12 protein-coding genes and 1 pseudogene are annotated in these 17,727 nt (G+C 52.0%); 6 read left to right on the top strand and 7 right to left on the bottom strand.

Features of this window, described 5'->3' with window-relative positions; all coding sequences use genetic code 11:
* The 7 genes and pseudogenes from OXG87_18070 to smc all read right to left on the bottom strand — a co-directional run.
* On the bottom strand, nucleotides 1-2,539 hold a 2,539-nt coding region (locus OXG87_18070), incomplete at its 3' end, for a glutamate synthase subunit alpha (protein MCY3871459.1).
* A gap of 91 nt (nucleotides 2,540-2,630) precedes the next feature.
* Nucleotides 2,631-2,891: pseudogene (locus OXG87_18065) on the bottom strand (ferredoxin family protein).
* 137 nt (nucleotides 2,892-3,028) lie between these two features.
* Nucleotides 3,029-3,592: a hypothetical protein gene (locus tag OXG87_18060; GenBank protein MCY3871458.1), complete on the bottom strand. Its 564-nt coding sequence runs from the start codon at nucleotides 3,590-3,592 to the stop codon at nucleotides 3,029-3,031.
* Nucleotides 3,593-3,601: 9 nt separating this feature from the next.
* Nucleotides 3,602-5,830 (bottom strand): nitrite/sulfite reductase, encoded by a 2,229-nt coding sequence (locus OXG87_18055; protein ID MCY3871457.1) that lies wholly within the window; start codon nucleotides 5,828-5,830, stop codon nucleotides 3,602-3,604.
* Between the two features lie 111 nt (nucleotides 5,831-5,941).
* Complete coding sequence (gene moaA, locus OXG87_18050; GenBank protein MCY3871456.1) at nucleotides 5,942-6,952, bottom strand: GTP 3',8-cyclase MoaA; 1,011 nt, start codon at nucleotides 6,950-6,952, stop codon at nucleotides 5,942-5,944.
* Nucleotides 6,953-6,962: 10 nt separating this feature from the next.
* On the bottom strand, nucleotides 6,963-7,979 hold the full coding sequence (locus OXG87_18045; protein MCY3871455.1) for an endonuclease/exonuclease/phosphatase family protein: 1,017 nt from the start codon (nucleotides 7,977-7,979) through the stop codon (nucleotides 6,963-6,965).
* 116 nt (nucleotides 7,980-8,095) lie between these two features.
* Complete coding sequence (smc, locus tag OXG87_18040) at nucleotides 8,096-11,704, bottom strand: chromosome segregation protein SMC (protein ID MCY3871454.1); 3,609 nt, start codon at nucleotides 11,702-11,704, stop codon at nucleotides 8,096-8,098.
* A gap of 399 nt (nucleotides 11,705-12,103) precedes the next feature.
* Here smc and OXG87_18035 point away from each other — a divergent pair, with 399 nt between their 5' ends.
* Genes OXG87_18035 through OXG87_18010 form a run of 6 tightly spaced genes read left to right on the top strand, consistent with a single transcriptional unit; the run spans nucleotide 12,104 to nucleotide 17,645 of the window.
* Nucleotides 12,104-13,231, top strand: a complete 1,128-nt coding sequence (locus OXG87_18035; protein MCY3871453.1) for a hypothetical protein — start codon at nucleotides 12,104-12,106, stop codon at nucleotides 13,229-13,231.
* 13 nt (nucleotides 13,232-13,244) lie between these two features.
* Nucleotides 13,245-14,282, top strand: coding sequence for a serine hydrolase (locus OXG87_18030; GenBank protein MCY3871452.1), 1,038 nt, complete (start codon nucleotides 13,245-13,247; stop codon nucleotides 14,280-14,282).
* 13 nt (nucleotides 14,283-14,295) lie between these two features.
* Nucleotides 14,296-14,598 carry a hypothetical protein gene (locus OXG87_18025; protein ID MCY3871451.1) on the top strand — a complete coding sequence of 101 codons (303 nt, stop codon included), beginning with the start codon at nucleotides 14,296-14,298 and terminating at the stop codon, nucleotides 14,596-14,598.
* A gap of 12 nt (nucleotides 14,599-14,610) precedes the next feature.
* A complete protein-coding gene (locus tag OXG87_18020; protein MCY3871450.1) occupies nucleotides 14,611-15,618 on the top strand; it encodes a peptidase dimerization domain-containing protein in 1,008 nt (335 codons plus the stop codon).
* A gap of 12 nt (nucleotides 15,619-15,630) precedes the next feature.
* Nucleotides 15,631-16,623, top strand: coding sequence for a zinc-binding alcohol dehydrogenase (locus tag OXG87_18015; protein MCY3871449.1), 993 nt, complete (start codon nucleotides 15,631-15,633; stop codon nucleotides 16,621-16,623).
* Nucleotides 16,624-16,673: 50 nt separating this feature from the next.
* On the top strand, nucleotides 16,674-17,645 hold the full coding sequence (locus tag OXG87_18010) for an alpha/beta hydrolase (protein ID MCY3871448.1): 972 nt from the start codon (nucleotides 16,674-16,676) through the stop codon (nucleotides 17,643-17,645).
* The last annotated feature ends 82 nt before the right edge of the window (nucleotides 17,646-17,727 follow it).

Raw genomic sequence — 17,727 nt, 5'->3', positions numbered from 1 at the left:
CCTGTTGATCGATGAGAGTGGCGTATTCTTTGTACACTTCGTAATCGTTGGTGCGCGTGGCGTGCTGGAGCTTGTGAATTGTAAGGGGATTAAAGAGGTGATATTCCCCGCCCTGGCGCCACTGAAAATGCCCGCCGACATCGAGGGTGCTGCCGTTGACTGAAATTTGGGGATACGCATCGCGATGCCGCATCAGAGCTTCTCGGGCAATGACATCGAGGCCAATGCCGTCTATGCGGGAATCCGTCCAGGTAAAGTATTGGTCAATGACGTTTTTTGAAATGCCAACTGCTTCAAAAATTTGAGCACCCCGATAGGACTTGATGGTGGAGATGCCCATTTTTGCCATGACTTTGACTACGCCTTTGGTCGCGGATTTGACATATCCTTTGACCGCATCGCGGTAGGCGATATCGGTCAATTGCTTTTCGGCGATCATGTCGGCGAGGCTTTCATAAGCCATATAGGGATTGATCGCCTGAGCGCCGTAGCCGATGAGCAAGCAGAAGTGATGCACTTCTCTGGGTTCACCTGTTTCGAGGGCAATCCCGACTTTTGTGCGTGTACCTTCGCGGATGAGGTGGTGGTGGAGACCGCTCATGGCCAGGAGTGCGGGAATGGGGGCGTGGTCGTTGTCAATACCGCGGTCTGAAAGTATGAGAATGGTATAACCGTCTTCAATTGCTTTGTCGGCTTCTGAACACAATCTGTGCATGGCCTTTTCGAGTCCGGCTTCGCCATCGGCCACGTCAAAGAGCATGGATATGGTGGTGGCTTTGAGGCCCGGTCGATCGACGCGGCGCAATTGCTCGAGTTCTTCATTGGTCAAAATGGGCGTATCGAGATGGATTTGCCTGCAACTTTCGGGTTCGGGAATTAGCAGATTGCGCTCTGGACCAATGGTGGCATCGGCTGAGGTGATGACTTCTTCTTTGAGGGGATCGAGAGGCGGATTGGTCACCTGGGCAAAGAGCTGTTTGAAGTAGTTGTAGAGCAGGTGTGGTTTGTTGGACAATACTGCCAATGGTGCGTCGTTGCCCATTGATCCGACGGGATCGCGCCCGATTTTGGACATGGGACCAACAAAAATTTTGAGGTCTTCAAACGTGTATCCAAAAGCCTGCTGCCGCATGAGTATTTCAGCGTGATTTTTTGGGGGTTCCAGGGGCGCGACTGCGGGCAGGTTTTTGAGTGAAATGAGATGGTCGTCGAGCCATTGCTGGTAGGGGTGTTCGGAGACCATTGACTGTTTGACTTCGTCGTCGGAAATGATGCGGCCCTTTTGGGTATCGACGAGAAGGATGCGACCGGGTTGCAATCGACCTTTGTAAGCGATGCGCTCGGGTTCCAATTCGCAGACGCCCGCTTCAGAACTGAGGATGAGCAGGTCGTCTTTGGTGACGTAATAACGCGAAGGGCGCAAGCCATTGCGGTCGAGGCAGGCACCTACGATTTCGCCATCGGTAAAGCCAATAGATGCCGGACCATCCCAGGGTTCCATAAGACAGGAATGGTATTCGTAGAAGGCGCGTCTTTCGGGGGGCATGCTCTCGTGGTTTTCCCAGGGTTCGGGAATCATCATGACGGCTGCATGCGCCATTGAGCGGCCAGATAGAGACAGAAATTCAAAGCAGTTGTCAAAGATCGCGGAATCCGAGCCATCTTCGTAGAGGATGGGGAATATTTTTTTTATGTCGTCACCCCAAAATTCTGAAGCCAGCATGGCCTGTCGGGTTTTCATCCAGTTTTGATTTCCGCGCAGGGTGTTGATTTCGCCATTGTGTATGAGGTATCGATAGGGGTGCGACCGCTCCCAGGAGGGAAAGGTGTTGGTGGAGAACCGGGAATGCACGAGGACAATCGCGGCTTCCATGCGGTGATCTTGCAGGTCGGGATAAAATTCGGGTACCTGCATGGGCGTGAGCATGCCTTTGTACACAATGGTGCGCGACGACAAGCTGGGGATGTAAAAATTTTCGTCGTGCCCGGTATAGCGGATCGTATTGGTGGCGCGCTTGCGAATGACGTAGAGTTTGCGTTCAAATGCCATTGAGTCGTCTGGCAAGTCGGCACTGCGACCAATGAAAATTTGCCACACAACGGGTTCACAGGACCTGGAGGTAAGGCCCAGATAGAAGTTGTCGGTGGGCACTTTGCGCCAGCCGAGAACTCGTTGCCCTTCCTCCTGGACAATATCCTCAATGATTTGACGCGTTTTTTGGCGGATGGAGCGATCTTCGTCATCGGTCATAAAGACCATGCCGACACCGTAGTGACCGGGATCTGGCAGATCAATGCCGATTCCCTTGCAGGCGTGTTTGCAGAAACGATGCGGAATTTGCATCAAAACACCAGCGCCGTCGCCCGTGTTGTCTTCGGCGCCGCGCGCACCCCGATGGTCGAGACAGACGAGGGATTCGAGGGCCATTTTGACGATCTGGTTGGATTTTTCGCCTTTGATATTCACGACAAATCCAATACCACAGGCGTCGCGTTCGTATTTGGGGTTGTAGAGTCCGTGCTTGCGAGGATATGCCATAAAAAATGTTCCTTAATCACATGGCGCGAAAATGCCAGAACCGCGATCCGGCCCTGGCATTTGAAAACCGGTTGTTTCTATTTAGACGCTATTCAAAGGCAACTGCATTGATTTCGATGTACTCCAACCATTCGTCAGGCGTGTCTTCTTCGGCGAAGATCGCTTCAACCGGGCATTCGGGTTCACAGGCTCCGCAGTCGATGCATTCTTCGGGGTGAATATAGAGCATGTTGCGGCGTTCATCTTCCGGTAAATCGGTTGCATCTGGCTCGTAGATGCAGTCTACCGGACAAACTTCCACACAGGCCTTGTCCATAACATCAATGCATGGCTCGGCGATGATATAGGCCATTTTTATTTTTCCTTTCCTTTGCTATTGTTCCGACTCATCCGGCGTTGACTTTGCCAAATATACTTATTTGGTTGGCTTTGTCAAGTATTGTAAGTTAAAATTATGATTGCAGGTACTAAAAAGAAGATTTTTTACTTTTAGGACAGATTTTCGAGGAGTTTTGCAACGGACCAATCGCCCTCGGCGCGAATGTCCAGGGTGAATCGTTGCCTGGTATCTTTTCTGCGTTCGGCGGCTACCTCTGAACCGTTATAAAGTTGGTGCAAAAACACCTGAAGATCGTCATTTATGGCGTTGTGCGTGTTTTCGGTGTTGGGGGCATTGAGGCGGTCGTTGAGGATGAGTCTGAGTTCATTCCCTCGAAAAGCGACCGCTTCTTCTGCTTCAAGACGCTGGCAGATTGCACAGGTTGCACGAACTGCTGAGGACAATTGTTGCGCAAAATTACCTCCGTTGGGTTGCTTGCGGTTGTAGAGTAGGCCGCGTTTTGCGTCCGTGTCGTCAATGCTGATGTCGTATTCGTGACCGATTAGCAGGGTCACGGGACCATTGGGTACGTGACTGTAATCGGCTGCATCGAGCAGCACATCGGACCCATTGTGTGCTGAAATCCAGTTGTTGAAGGTTTTGAACCAAGTCTCAGGCGCGATATTGTGCCCCTGATCGAGATAAATTTTGACGCTGATTTTATGGGTTGGCATAATTACCTTTCAAACCACATTCATTTGACCATAACAGGCATAGGCTTCTTCGATGAAGAGTTGGGCTTCTTCGACGACCTGATGGGCAATGTCGCGGGTGTATTCGGCGACTTCCTCTTCGTGAACGCGGAAGAGATAATTGGCAAATTTTGCGCCGGCAAACTGGTTGTAGAACAACTCGGTATCGCAAAAGCGCGTGCGAAATTCTTCGACGATGACATCGGCATCTTCTGGTACGTCGAGAAACTGCGTTTTGACCAGTGCTTTGGCGGCGTGCAACATCGCGCCGAAAGCCGTTTTGTACGCAGCTTCGTAGTCGCCTTCCTCCAGGTAAATCTGCGATTCAAAGGATTCGGTCTCGCAGCCGGATAGTTCAAATTGCACCAGTGAAACCACTTCGCCAGCGCATTCGCCTTTGCCCATATCGCCGATGGTAAATTCGCGTGTATCGCCCCAGTCCGTATAGTAGGAGGGGTCTATTTCGTGCATGGGAACCTGCGTGAGGCCCTGAAGCAGGTCTTTGACGTCTTTTTTTCCGATACGCTGAATATAGGCCTGGAAGCTTTCGTCTTTTTCGCGGTTTTCAACATAATTGTCGGTGATGCGTTCGATGACGGCCGGAATATTTTTGGAGGGAATAGCGCCCATGGCCAGGCCGTAAGAGGCCGCATTTTCGGTCCATTGTCCGCCGAGTACGACCTGGAAGTGCGGTACGGTATAGCCATTGATTTTTCGGCTGTTGCCGTAAAAACCGAGATCGGCTACGTGGTGTTGTCCGCAGGAATTAAAACACCCGCTGATTTTGATGCGGAAGTTTTTGATGGCGTCGTCGAGTTGGAGATTCTGTTGTGCCAATTGCGTTCGCAACTCTGCAGCGAGACCGCGCGATGAGGAGATGCCCAATTTGCAGGTGTCGGTGCCCGGGCAGGCGGTGACATCGACGATGGTACCAGCTCCCGGTTCGGCCAATCCCAGTTCACAAAGGTCATTGTAGAGTGAAACGACATCGGATTCGCTGACCCATCGAAGGATGATGTTTTGCTCGACGGTGGCGCGAATGGTGTCTTTGACGTATTTGCGTGCGATATCGGCGAGGTTTCGCATCTGATCGGATGTGATATCTCCCAGAGGCAGACATATTGTTGCGACCACATAGCCTTCTTGTCGCTGTTTGTAGATGTTGGTTTCTGCCCAGGCATCAAACGCTTCGGGGCGCGCAACCCCATTGAGGGGAGCTGCGATTTTGAGGGGTTCTTCACTGTAGCTATCCAGGTCGTTGAGATAGGCTGTCCACGCGGGATCTTCGGGCAGGATTTTGCGTTCTTCTTCGACAAGGCGACTAAATTCTTCGATACCGAGCTTGGCGACGAGGAATTTGATGCGCGCACGGGCGCGATTTGTTTTTTCACCCAGGCGGGCAAAAACGCGGCATATTGCCTGCGCTGTGGGCAAAAGCTCTTCGGGGGACAGAAATTCCGAGTAGAGTTTGGCCTGGTGAGGCACGGCTCCTAAGCCGCCGCCGACGTAGGTTTCGAACCCGCGCTTGCCGTCTTTGATGCGCGCGATCATGCCCATGTCGTGCATGCTGGTCAAACCGCATGCTTCCTGAGCGCATCCGGAAAAGGCGATTTTGAATTTGCGACCAAAGTCCTGACAGTCGGGGTGCCCGAGGAGGAATTGGGCGAGGGCATGTGAATACGGCGTGACATCGAATGTTTCGGTGTGACACACGCCCGAAAGCGGGCAGGCCGTGACATTGCGGATGGAGTTTCCGCAGGCTTCTCGGGTGGTGATGCCTACAGCGGCGAGGCGGCGCATGAGGTCGGGCGTGTCTTCGATGTGTACGTAGTGAATTTGAATATCCTGGCGCGTGGTGATGTGCAAAATGCCGTCAGAATATTCTTCGGCTATGTCGGCCAACACATCCATTTGATCGGTGGTCAGGCCGCCATAAGGGATTTTGATGCGCTGCATACCCGGCGCATCCCAGACTGTGTCTGGTCCTTTGAGCAGATCGCCGCTGGGATAGTTGAGTGGTTTGGTTACCAGGCCGTCAAAGCGTTGTCCATTGTCGTAGCGCTGGCCGTAAACACCGCGGCGAAGACGGGTTTCGGCAAAGACGCGGTCGTCAATTTGTCCCTGTTTTTTTTGTTCGATCTGCGCTTCAAATGTATCGATTTCAGCACCTATATCTTCCGGGATCATATCGCGCAATTCTTCTTTCCAATTTGTGGCCATGATGTATCACCTGTAGTTAGGAGATTTTTGGTTGAGCATGATCAAAAATGAATTTGAAACTTAGTGTATTATGGGGATTTGTCAAGGGTAAAAGGTAAGACGTGAGAGGTATTATCCCCCGATTTGATACATCTCGATTTTGCGAGTTGCAGGGGTGTGTTCAGAGCGGATTTCGGAGTAGCGGTCCGCGCGGTGGCGCCATATCTGGATGATCTGGTCGCGGAGGTCGGCGTTGGATGCGCCTTGTCGCAGGGCATCGCGCAGGTCTGTTCCCTCTGAGGCGAAGAGACAGGTGTAGAGTTTGCCGTCAGTGGATAAGCGGGCGCGCGTGCAGTCGCCGCAAAAGGGCTGCGTGACAGAGGCAATGACGCCGATTTCACCGCCGCCATCGAGATAGCGATAGCGTTTTGCGACTTCGCCTGTGTAGTTGGGGTCGAGAGGCTCGAGGGGTAAGACGGTGTGAATGCGATCGATAATTTCTACGGCGGGCACGACCTGATCCATGTTCCAGTTGTTGCGATTGCCCACGTCCATGAACTCGATGAATCGCAGGATGTGTCCCGTGTTGTGGAAGTGTTGGGCAAGGTCGATAACGAGGTGGTCGTTGATGCCTTTTTGAACAACTGCGTTGATTTTTATGGCCTGGAAGCCCGCCTTTTCAGCAGCGCGGATGCCTTCGAGTACTCGCTCGGTGCCATGGGTGCGACCACTCATGAGATTAAAGGTCTGGTCGTCAATCGCATCGAGGCTCACGGTGAGGCGGTGCAGGCCGGCGTTTTTGAGGCTCTGTGCTTTGGCGGCGAGGAGATAGCCATTGGTAGTGAGGGTGAGATCTTGTACGCCGTTGATCTGTGATAGTTTGGCGATGAGGGTTTCGAGGTCTCGGCGCAGGAGGGGTTCACCGCCGGTGACGCGAATTTTTGTGACGCCGAGATCGACGAAGATCCTGGCGAGGCGGGCGATTTCTTCAAAGGTGAGGATTTCTACTTTGGGAAGAAATTCGTACTTTTCGCCAAAAATCTCGGCGGGCATGCAATAGGGACAGCGGAAGTTGCATTTGTCGGTGACCGAAATACGCAGGTCGCGGATGGGGCGTTGCAATGTGTCGAGGAGATCGGACATTGTGATATTATTAGAATTTTAAGATTGTCCACACGGGTACGTGATCCGAAGCCAGGTCGCCGCGTGTGGTATAGACGATTTCGTCACCGGAAAAGCGGATGCGTGAACGGGTTCCCTTCACGGCTTCGGCGTGGGTGAAAATGCCCGATGATTGGACGTGATTCTTCAGGTTTTGGGACACGAGAATTTGGTCAAAAAGAATTGCTTTGACTTTGACGTCCCGCATAAAATCGTGTGGTTTGTCCCGCCATTTATTGTTTTCTGCGCGCGCACCAGGGACCATGGGGTCAAAGATGTCGCTTTCAATTTTGTCGTAGATATCGTGGTACCCGTAAGAACAATAGTCCCGATTTAACAGGCTCTCGGATGTGTTGTAGAGAAATGCATCGGGTACCTGGTCGATTCCGGGAAACGCTTCGGGATTGCCGGATTCGAGAATGTTGAGCGAGCGGTCGTCGGGGTTGTCGTTGAAGTCGCCGAGCAATACAATATGGTCGTATTTTACGCGGCTGGTGAGATAGCGCATGGTCATGGTCGCGCTGGCTTCTCGGCGCGCGTTGGTTTTGGCGCGACCACCCGACCGCGATTTGGCGTGGTGAACCAGAACAATCAAGCGGCGGCCATATCCCTCGACATAAGCCTGGAGGAGATCGCGCTTTCGGGGAAATGCCTGGTCGTGTATTTTTTCTGGAAAGACCATTTTGAGATCGGTAATTTCAAATGGCTCGCGCACTGCTATGGCGAGTTCCTGGAGTTCTTCGGGATCATCGAGCATGCCAATGGTATAGTTGTCGGGCAATATGTGTTCGAGCGCGGATTTTGATTGGATTTCCTGAAAGCCGATGATATCCGCATCGAGTTTGTTTATAACTGTTTGCAGGCGTTCCTGGCGCGCATTGGAAATGCCATCGTCGAGCCAATAGATGTTGTAAGTCGCAATCTTGATCTCGGCGGGCTGTGGGCCACACGCAAAAAATAGAAGCAGAGTCAGAGAGGCGAGATATATCATCCGTACATGTTTTTGCATGCAAATCTCCAGATAGGGTACGGGGAGGGCTATCTGCCCAATAATATACACGATTGATAAAAAAATAAAAGGGCGACGGTATAAACCGCCGCCCTTTGCGTTGTCCGGGATTGGGATCAATCGTCATCTGCGGGTTGTGCCACGGCTTCGGTAAACGAGGCGACACCATCGCCCTGGTTTTCGCTATCGCTGGACATTTTGACGGAAACGAGCCTGGAGACGCCGGGTTCTTCCATGGTCACGCCGTGCAGGGTTTCGCCATGTTCCATCGTCCCTTTGTTGTGGGTGACAACGATGAACTGCGACTGTTTGGAGAATTTTTGGATGACTTTTACAAAGCGCGCGATATTGGCATCATCGAGAGGCGCATCGACTTCGTCGAGGACGCAAAAGGGACTGGGTTTGACCAGGTAAATTGCAAAGAGAAGGGCAATGGCCGTCAGGGCGCGTTCGCCGCCCGAAAGCAGGTTAATGCTCTGAAGGCGTTTGCCCCACGGACGCGCTGTGATGATGATGGGCGCCTCGAGGGGATCTTCGTCGGGTGGCATGGTCAGATCGGCTTCGCCGCCTTCAAAAAATTCCTGGAATGTGGTCTGGAAGTTTTCTCGAATGCGGCCAAAGGTATCGAGAAAGCGCTGGCGCGCCGTGCGGTCGATGCGCGTGATGGTGCGCTTGACAATTTCTTCGGCTTCCAGAAGGTCGTCGCGCTGGTGTGTGAGAAATTCAAGACGTTCTTTTTGTTCTTCGTACTCTTCGAGTGCCGCCAGGTTGACAGACCCCATGCGCCGCATGCGCTCTTGCAGTTCGTGGGTCTTTTTTTCCGCCACATCCGCGTTAAATTCGGGATCTTGAAAACGCCCCTGTTCGGCAATATCGACTTCGTAATCGCGCTTGAGACGTTGGATAATCCCCTCGCCGCGCTCTTTGATGTGCGCCATGGCGACCTGAATTTCGCTTAAACGCTCGCGATTTTGTGTTGTGCGGCGATTTTTTTTTCGCAACTTTTCTTCAATGGCGCGCGCCGCCATCACGATTTCGTGTTGTCTGTGCGCTTGTGCATCGCGTTTGTGCTCAATGTGGGATTGTTGCTTGTGGAGGACTTCCAGTTCGCCCGACGCTGTTCCGATGCTTTCTTCGCGTCCGAGTTTGCGTTTTTGGCTCTCATCGGCCTCGCCGGATAATCGCTCGATTTCGCGGGCAATAGATTCGCGCTCTCGACCCTGGCGCACGGCTTCGTGTGCGAGGCTTTCGATGCGTTCTTTCAAAGAAGCAATTTCCACACGCACAGCAGCGACACCATCTTGAAGTACGCGACGCTGGTGTTCTTTTTCGCGCAAGTCTTCATCTGCACGGCGAACCACGTCTTCGAGGGTCTCGCGTTTGGTGTCGAGCTTTGTCTGCGCCTCCTCTGCTTGGGAAATCAAATCCATCAATTCGCTTTCTCGCTGTGCGAGTTGTGCGGTTTCCCGGTCGAGTTCTGTTACTGCCTGAGCCTGGCGTTTGGCTTCTGTTTCGGCGTTTTGTCGGTCTCTTTGAAGGCCGGCACGGCGGTTGTGCAAATCGGCCAATGCATTATCGCAGGCTTCGATTTGCGCGAGGTGTTTGTCGAGTGTTTCGAGCGAGCGAGCCAGTTGTGTTTCGCACTTTGAGCGTGCGGTTTGGGCGGATTCTATGGCTGACTGGAGGTCGTCGATTTGTTGCTGGCGACCAATAAAGCCCGATTCTGAGGCTGCATCTGCACCGCCATATACCGTGCCATCTGCGGAAAAAACTTCGCCGCTGAGTGTCACAATCTCAACGCCTTTGGCATGCATGGCACCGCTGTGAACAATCGCGGTTTGTGCATCGCTTACAATCAGGGTATGGCGCAACAGCGCAGATACAGCACCGTGTATATCGCGCTGTGGATTTAACAGATCGCTTGCCAGCCCGACAATTCCCTCTCCTTTGGGTACTTCGCTGTGATTGGTGGAGATGATGCGTTCGAGGGGCAAAAATGCGGCGGCTCCGTGTTCCCCTTGTCGGAGAAAATCAATTGCCCAACGCGCGTCGTCGGTATTGCTGACGATCAAGCATTCCAGTGCACGTCCCAGCGCGGCTTCGATGGCAGTGACATATTCGGGCTTGACATCGATCATGTCGGCGACAACGCCCTGTATGCGGTTGGAAAAAGGCGAATCGACAGCCAGAGCACGCACGCCTTTGGAATAGCCTTCAAAGCCTTCTCTCAGTTTTTGGAGGAGGGCGACCCGCGCCTGATCGGCTTCAATATTTGCGCGCAAGCGGTTGCGCGATTCGATTTGTTCGTCTCGCTGGGCAATACAGCGGTCTCGACCCGCGACCTGTTGTTGCCGTTCTTCTGCGCGTTGGGCAATTTGACTTTCAACTGCGGCGATTTGTTCTGCGGACTGATTGGCAGTTTCGTCAGCCTCCTGGCGGCGCGCAGCCACGCGCTCAATATCCTGCGTCAATCGCGCCTTTCTCTGTACAATGCCCTCGCGCTCGGCCTGCATGCGCTCGAGGCTCTTGCCCTGATCGCTATTTTGGCGCAATAGATCCATCAACTGAGATTTTTGGGCATCGACTTGTGTGCGTTGTGTATCCAGATCCCGGATTTCCGCTTCGAGTTTGGCGGTTTCCGCTTCGAGTTTGGCTTCTTCGGATTTGAGTTTTTTACTGGCTTCACGCCCGTCTTGCTCGGCTGCTTTTTGGCCTTTTTGGGCGTTGTCAAGACGCACCTTGAGCGATTTTTGCTGATACTCGGCGCGTTCTAAAAATGCCTGGATGCTGCGTACCTCTTCGCGTGCGACCAGTATCTCGCTGTCTTTGCCGTGTACGCGCTCGACGTGTTGCGACAGCTCGATATTGGCCTCGGACAGTGCGCGATCCTGATCGGTTAGTTCGGCGCGCATTTCTTCGAGTTGGGCTTCGAGGGTGGTCATGTCGGTTTCTGAAATTTCGATATCTTCTTTGAGAAAGACCATTTCCTCGCGCAGCGGCCCAGATTGGTCGGCCAGATCGAAGTATTGGAATCGCGCCAGTTTGATTTCGAGGTCGCGCAATTCATCTGATAGTGTTTTATAGAGCCTTGCTTTGCGCTCTTGCCGCTGTAGCGATGCGACCTGGCGCTGGATTTCTCCGAGCCAATCTTCCATTCTTTGCAGGTCTTGTTGCACGGCGATGAGCCTATTCCACGCAGATCGCCTGCGAATTTTATACCGCGTCACACCGGCGGCTTCTTCAAAGCACCGGCGGCGTTCTTCGGCATTGTCGCTGATGATCTCATCCACCATGCCCTGTTCAATAACATAAGAAGACTGCGTGCCCAACCCGGTGTCCATCAGCAAGTTTTGAATGTCTTTCAGGCGGCACGGAATTTTATTGAGCAGGTAGTCGCTTTCGCCGGATCGGAACAGACGGCGGGTAATGGTGACTTCGGAAAATTCGGTGGGCAAAACTTTTTGTGAATTATCGAGCGTGAGCGATACTTCGGCCATACCGAGGGGTTTGCGCGAGCGCGTACCGGAAAAAATTACATCTCCCATACTGCCGCTACGCAAAGATCGGGGGCGCTGTTCGCCCAGTGCCCAGCGCAGCGCATCAACCACGTTGGACTTGCCACAACCATTTGGTCCCACGACACAGGTAATGCCTTTTTGAAAGGGCATGTCGAGCTTTTGTGCAAAGGACTTAAAACCCAGTGTTTGCAAACGAGTCAGGTGCAATGAAAACCTCCTACTCGAATTCTTCTAAGATCATAAGGCGCGAAAAAACAAGGGGATATGATAATACAGATCAGGATACCTGTGTATCAAAAATCAATGAGGAAAATAAAGGACACACTTTTGGACTGCATTTAATCACAGCAATCTGGGGAGATTCGGGGAACTACATTTTGTGGAGGGGAAGGTTGTTACACGCCGCTATAATACTATATCTTGTGGCAGTCGTCAAGGGTAAAAAAACGGTCGATGGAATGGATGCAATGTAGGGGTGGTGTCCCTGTACCGTCCGTTGGAGTGGCAGAGTGGGGTTTTTTGGCAATTGACATTATGTCAGGAGCAATCTAATTTAGGCAGGGCGTTTCGCAACTATGCAGCACTTTCACAGAATGGGAGTTTTTTATGCTGAATTTACACGGTGAAAAAATTATTCGGATTGAAAAAGTGGTTATGAAATTTAAACGTCCTCGCCTGATCGGGCGCAATGCGCGGATTGGCGTTCACGGGGATATGGTGACGGATCCCGTGGTTCGCATTCATACAAGTAGCGGTGCTATTGGCGTTGGGTGGTCGCGGTTGGGTCGATCAGAAGCCGAGTCATTGGTGGGTAAAAGCATTGGGGATGTGTTTCAATTGCCGGGGGGATCAAACGAAGCTGGCATGGTGATTGATTTGCCTTTGTGGGATCTGGTAGCCAAATTATCGGATCAGCCTTTGTACGAACTCCTGGGTGCTCGGGGCTCTCGGGCGGTCGAGTTGTACGATGGTTCGGTTTATATCGACGATCTGGATGCTTCAGATGAAGAGGCTGTAGAAATATTCCGGGACGAGGTGAAGACCGGGCACGATTACGGGTATAAAAATTTCAAAATTAAAATTGGTCGCGGCGCGCGCTGGATGCCCGTTACAGAAGGTACGGATCGGGATGTGCTGGTTATTCACATTGTTCGGGAAGCCGCCGGTGAAGATGCAAAAATACTCGTTGATGCGAATAATGGGACGACGCTCAATATTGCAAAAGACATTCTCGATCGTTGTGAAGATGTGGGGATTTACTGGTTTGAAGAGCCGTTTCCCGAAGATGGGGCTTTTAACGAGGATTTTAAGCAGTTCATCGTCGAAAAAGGATATGATACGCTTGTCGCCGATGGGGAATCGGGTCCTCCGCCACCCAGTTATTTTGATATGGTGAAAAAGGGGTGGATCGATGTGGTGCAACACGATTTTCGCGCCAAGGGCCTTACGTGGTGGCGCGAGACTGCCGCGATGATCGAACCGTGGGGAGGCCGGTGTGCGCCTCATTGCTGGGGCAGCTTGATCGAGCGCTATGCCCACGCGCATTTTGCAGCTTCAGTGCCCCATTTTGCGCTTCAAGAAGCCGCTCCCGCAGATATGCCGGGCATTGTGCTGGATGGCTGGAAGATGCAGGATGGGTGTTTGATGGTGCCAGATACGCCGGGTACGGGGTTTGATCTCGAGGCGGATGTGATTGAAGAGGGCGTGAAACGAGAAGACGGGTTCAGGGTGTAATGGAGACAATAATATGGATATGATATTCCCAGGAGCAGAATGGGAGACGAGATCGCCCGGCGACCTCGGGTTTGACGCGGAGAAACTCGCGCGGGTGCAGAGGTGGTTGCACGAAGTGGCCGGCGACAGATCCTTTCAGGTGGGGGTTGCGCGTTACGGGTATCTCGCGGCAGAGTGGCGGCAAGGTGTTGCTGCGGATTTGATGCCCTCACAGGCGTCTGCTGCAAAGTCGTATTATTCGACGCTTTTAGGCATTGTTGTGGCGGAGGGCAAGTTGTCTTCGCCGGATGAGAGAGTTGTCGATTACTATCCAGAGATGATGGATGTGGGCGAGCAGGAGGGTCCAAAGCCCGGGCGGTATGCGTTTGAGAAAGATCGCGATATTACGTTTCGGCATTTGATATGCAATGTTTCGGGCTATATGAAGCCGGGGGAGAAACCGGGCGAGGTTTTTCACTATCAGACTTATGGGATGAATATTCTGACCCACGCAATGGCTAAAATTTACGGGTGTTACGATGCAAATAATCCCGAGGGTTTGCCGGGATGTGGGAAGGTGATTGAAGAAAAGTTGCGCGATCCAATTGGTGGGACCTGGACGCATTCGCATTCCAATTTTGATCTGTGGCCCAGTGCGAGGTTAAATATTTTCGGGTATTATACGCAGGTGCATACCACATTGCGAGATCAATTGCGGGTGGGGCATTTGTGGGCAAATTACGGCAATTGGAATGGGGTTCAGGTTGCGCCCGAGAGTTATTTAAAAGAAGCAACCGTAACAAATGACTTTATTCTGGATAACGAACCCGAAGAGAACTGGAAATACGGGCATGGATTCTGGTGCAATGATCGCGGGATGCAGTGGGCAGATGCGCCGAGAGATTCTTTTGCCGCATCGGGTGCTGGTGCAAAGCATATCTGGATGTGCCCGCGGTTAGGGCTGGTTATCGCGCAAAATCCAGGACTGTGGGATCAGTTCAGGGAAGAGCGGGATAAGATCGGGAGTCAGAATGAGGTGATTGCGCGAGTTGTGAATGCGGTAAAAGAATAGGGAGGATATATAGATGGATGCAAAAACCAAAAAATTGCAGGTGGATCAGGCTGTGAAAACGCAGTCGCGGCGGGCGTTTAATCTGTCGCGGAGTATTCACGGCTGGGCAGAGCGGCCGTTTCAGGAATACGAGTCGTCAAAGGCGTTGGCGGCGTATTTGGAGGAGAACGGATTTCAGGTCGAATTTCCGTGGAAAAATATCCCGACGGCTTTTCGCGCTACCTGGGGAACGGGCAAACCCACTATAGGCATGTTGGGGGAGTACGACGCATTGCCCAATTGCGGTGCCGAGGAGGGTACCTGGGGCCACGGCTGAGGTCATAATCTTTTGGGCGTTGCCCCGGCCGCAGGTGCGGTTGCTGCAAAGGCAGTATTGGAAAATTTGAAGTCGTCCGGCCAGATTATTTATTACGGCTGTCCGGCTGAAGAGACGCTGGCGGGCAAAGTGTATATGGCTCGCGATGGCGCATTTCGAGATCTGGATGCAGTGCTGGCGTGGCATCCGGGATCGGGTACGGGTGTTAGCAATTATGGTGGTTCGTCAATGGATTCGCTGGTCTATGAGTTTTTTGGCAAGACGTCTCACGGTGCGAGTGCTCACAATGGGCGCAGTGCGTTGGATGGGGTGATGTTGATGGATGTTGCGGCGAATTATTTGCGCGAGCATGTTCCCGAAAATGTGCGTATCCACTGCGTGATTCGAGATGGTGGAGATGCACCCAATGTGGTTCCGGCTTATGCGAAGGTGTGGTATTATGTGCGGGGGAAGGATCGTGAACAGGTGAATAAAATACGCAAGCGATTGACCAGATGCGCCAAAGGTGCGGCGATGGCCACGGAAACGACTATGAAATGGCATCGTATTACGGCTGTGTACCCGCGTTTGCCAAATGATGTGATGTGCGAAACTGTGCGTCAAAATCTCAAATTATTCGGTCCACCGCGTGCGTCTAAAAAAGATAAGGAACGCGTAAAGGAATTGGGATACAAAGGTGAATTTGACGGGAAGATCAAAAAGGGGAAGGGGTCACAGGGACGCGGGTCTTCGGATGAAGACAATGTGTCGTGGCTGGCACCGATGGGTCGATTTCAGATGGTGTGTTATACAAAGGGCACGCCGGGCCATCACCGCGATACGACCGCACAGGCAGTAATGCCTTTTGCTGACCGCGCGGTTTTGCAAACGGCCAAGGTGTTTGCGGGATCGGCTATTGATCTGATTTTGGACAAAAAGGTGTTGCAAGCAGCCCGTGCGGAATTTAAGAAGGGAACAAAGGAGTTTGTGTACGATCCGCTGATTCCGAAACGCCAGAAGGTTCCCGTGGATCCTCCATAGAAGGAGATAGTCGTGAAAGCACAACGATTAATATGCACAGATATCCGGCGGATTGAATTGGAGGATTTTGATTTGCCGCGTGTGCCAGATAATGGCATTTTGGTGCAGAATGATTATACCGCTGTGAGTGTTGGCACGGAAATTTACAATTATGCACACGGGGGAGAACCGTCGCGTGCGAGAACATTTCCGCGGCCAACGGGGTATTGCAATACGGGCGTGGTGCTCGAGGTGGGCAAAGATGTGAAGGGGGTAGAGCCCGGTGATCGCATTGCCGCGCAGGGCAATCACGCGAGTCATGCGGTCATGAGCGGGAATTTTTTTAAAGCGCCTGAAGGTGTTTCGCCCAGGTCTGCGGCTTTTATGGTTATGTGTGCTATTGCCATGCACGGGCATCGGGTTGGACGCCCCGAATTGGGTGAGGTTGTTGCAGTTACCGGTATGGGTATTGTGGGTCAGTTGGCAGCAACCTTTGCGCGGCTGGCTGGCGCGCTTCCGGTTATTGCGATTGATCTGGATGATTTTCGGTTGGGTAAGGCGAGAGACTGGGGGGCAGATATTTGTGTCAATCCCAATACTGCAGGGGATGTCGCCGAAGTGGTGCGCGAGCATTGCGTGGGCGATGGTGTCGATCTGGTGATTGAAGCGACGGGTATTCCGGCGGTTTATCCCATGGCGTTGACCTTACCCCGGTTGGGGGGGCGTCTGGTCGCGCTGGGGTCTCCGCGCGGTACTGTGGAAGTGAGTTTTTTGCCCGAGGTTCACTTGCGCGAGATCACGGTTTTGGGCGCGCATCAGCCCAAGACACCGGATGATGACCATATTTATTATCCTTGGAGCAAGCGCAGAGATCGCGAACTAATTTTGCGTTTGATGGCTGCGGGCAAGTTGCCCATCGAAGATTTGATTACCCATGTCGCCAATCCCGCCGATTGTCAAGCTACCTACGACATGCTCGCCGATAATCCGAGAGAAGTGTTGGGCGTGGTATTTGAGTGGGGGTGATCTCGCCTGCTAAAATAAAATTCCTGTCAGAACCATAGAGGAGATCGAATATGAGATGCCACTCTTTTGGAAGTCGTGCTGCGGTAAAGGTTTTCGGATTCTATCTTCTTTTGTTTTTCTCGTTCTTCGTCTTTGCTAATATCAGGAAAGTTTTCGCACAAAAAGTCTCACAAAGCAGAGGGTTGGCTTCACAGATGTCAGAGATAGCTACCATTAAAAATTATAAGTACGGCCCCCATGAGCGGAACGTATTTGATTTTTATCCGGCACGATCAGACGAACCCACCCCTGTTGCAGTGTATATTCACGGCGGCGGTTTCAGAAACGGCAGCAAGGATGGGATTAATAATAAGACATTGAAAGCTTTATTAGATGCGGGCATTTCTGTCGCGGCTTTTAACTATCGCTATGTGCAGCAGGCTCCTTTGCCTGCTGCGCACTACGATTGCCGACGAGCGCTTCAGCTTCTGCGTTCCAATGCTACCGAATGGAACATCGATAAAAATCGGATCGGCGCATTTGGCGGATCGGCTGGTGCACAAATTTGCATGTATCTTGCTTTTCACGAAGACATGGCCAGTCCAGACAGCGATGATCCAATCGAACGCGAATCTACCAGACTTCAGGCCGTGGCCACATCTGGCGGTCAGACCACGATGGATGTTGCCTGGTGGAAGAAGAATATTCCCGGGTACGACGAATCCCATCGAGATTTTTATCAGACATTAGGCGCAACGACCCAGGAAGAATATCAGAATCGCGTAAGCGAGATTTCGGCACTTGATCTGGTATCAAAGGACGATCCCGCTATTTATATGAGTTATAGAATGTCACCGGAAGATCCTGTGCCAGAAGGACAGACTGCTCGCGGTTGGAAAGTTCATCACGTGCAGTTTGGTGTTGCTTTAAAAGAAAAAATGACAGCGCTTGGTATAGAATCTGATCTGGTTTATCCAGGTTCAAAAAATAAATATCAAAGCAATGTTGACTACTTTATCTCAATGTTAAAAAATAGGAAATAGACGAATTTGAGGCACCAGTTTGGCCCTTTTTTCTTTGACAAGTCGCTCTTGGAGCGCAATTATAGGGGTTGTAAAAATGCAG

The sequence above is a fragment of the Gemmatimonadota bacterium genome, from assembly GCA_026706845.1.
GTDB lineage: Bacteria > Latescibacterota > UBA2968 > UBA2968 > UBA2968 > VXRD01.
Note: the sequence above shows the minus strand (reverse complement) of the source record. Positions and strands in the feature narration are given on the sequence as shown.

Excerpts from the sequence above, each read along its gene's own strand:
- OXG87_18060 (MCY3871458.1), bottom strand. The coding sequence starts at position 3,592 with ATGCCAACCCATAAAATCAGCGTCAAAATTTATCTCGATCAGGGGCAC.
- OXG87_18055 (MCY3871457.1), bottom strand. The coding sequence starts at position 5,830 with ATGGCCACAAATTGGAAAGAAGAATTGCGCGATATGATCCCGGAAGAT.
- moaA (MCY3871456.1), bottom strand. The coding sequence starts at position 6,952 with ATGTCCGATCTCCTCGACACATTGCAACGCCCCATCCGCGACCTGCGT.
- OXG87_18045 (MCY3871455.1), bottom strand. The coding sequence starts at position 7,979 with ATGCAAAAACATGTACGGATGATATATCTCGCCTCTCTGACTCTGCTT.
- OXG87_18035 (MCY3871453.1), top strand. The coding sequence starts at position 12,104 with ATGCTGAATTTACACGGTGAAAAAATTATTCGGATTGAAAAAGTGGTT.
- OXG87_18030 (MCY3871452.1), top strand. The coding sequence starts at position 13,245 with ATGGATATGATATTCCCAGGAGCAGAATGGGAGACGAGATCGCCCGGC.
- OXG87_18025 (MCY3871451.1), top strand. The coding sequence starts at position 14,296 with ATGGATGCAAAAACCAAAAAATTGCAGGTGGATCAGGCTGTGAAAACG.
- OXG87_18010 (MCY3871448.1), top strand. The coding sequence starts at position 16,674 with ATGAGATGCCACTCTTTTGGAAGTCGTGCTGCGGTAAAGGTTTTCGGA.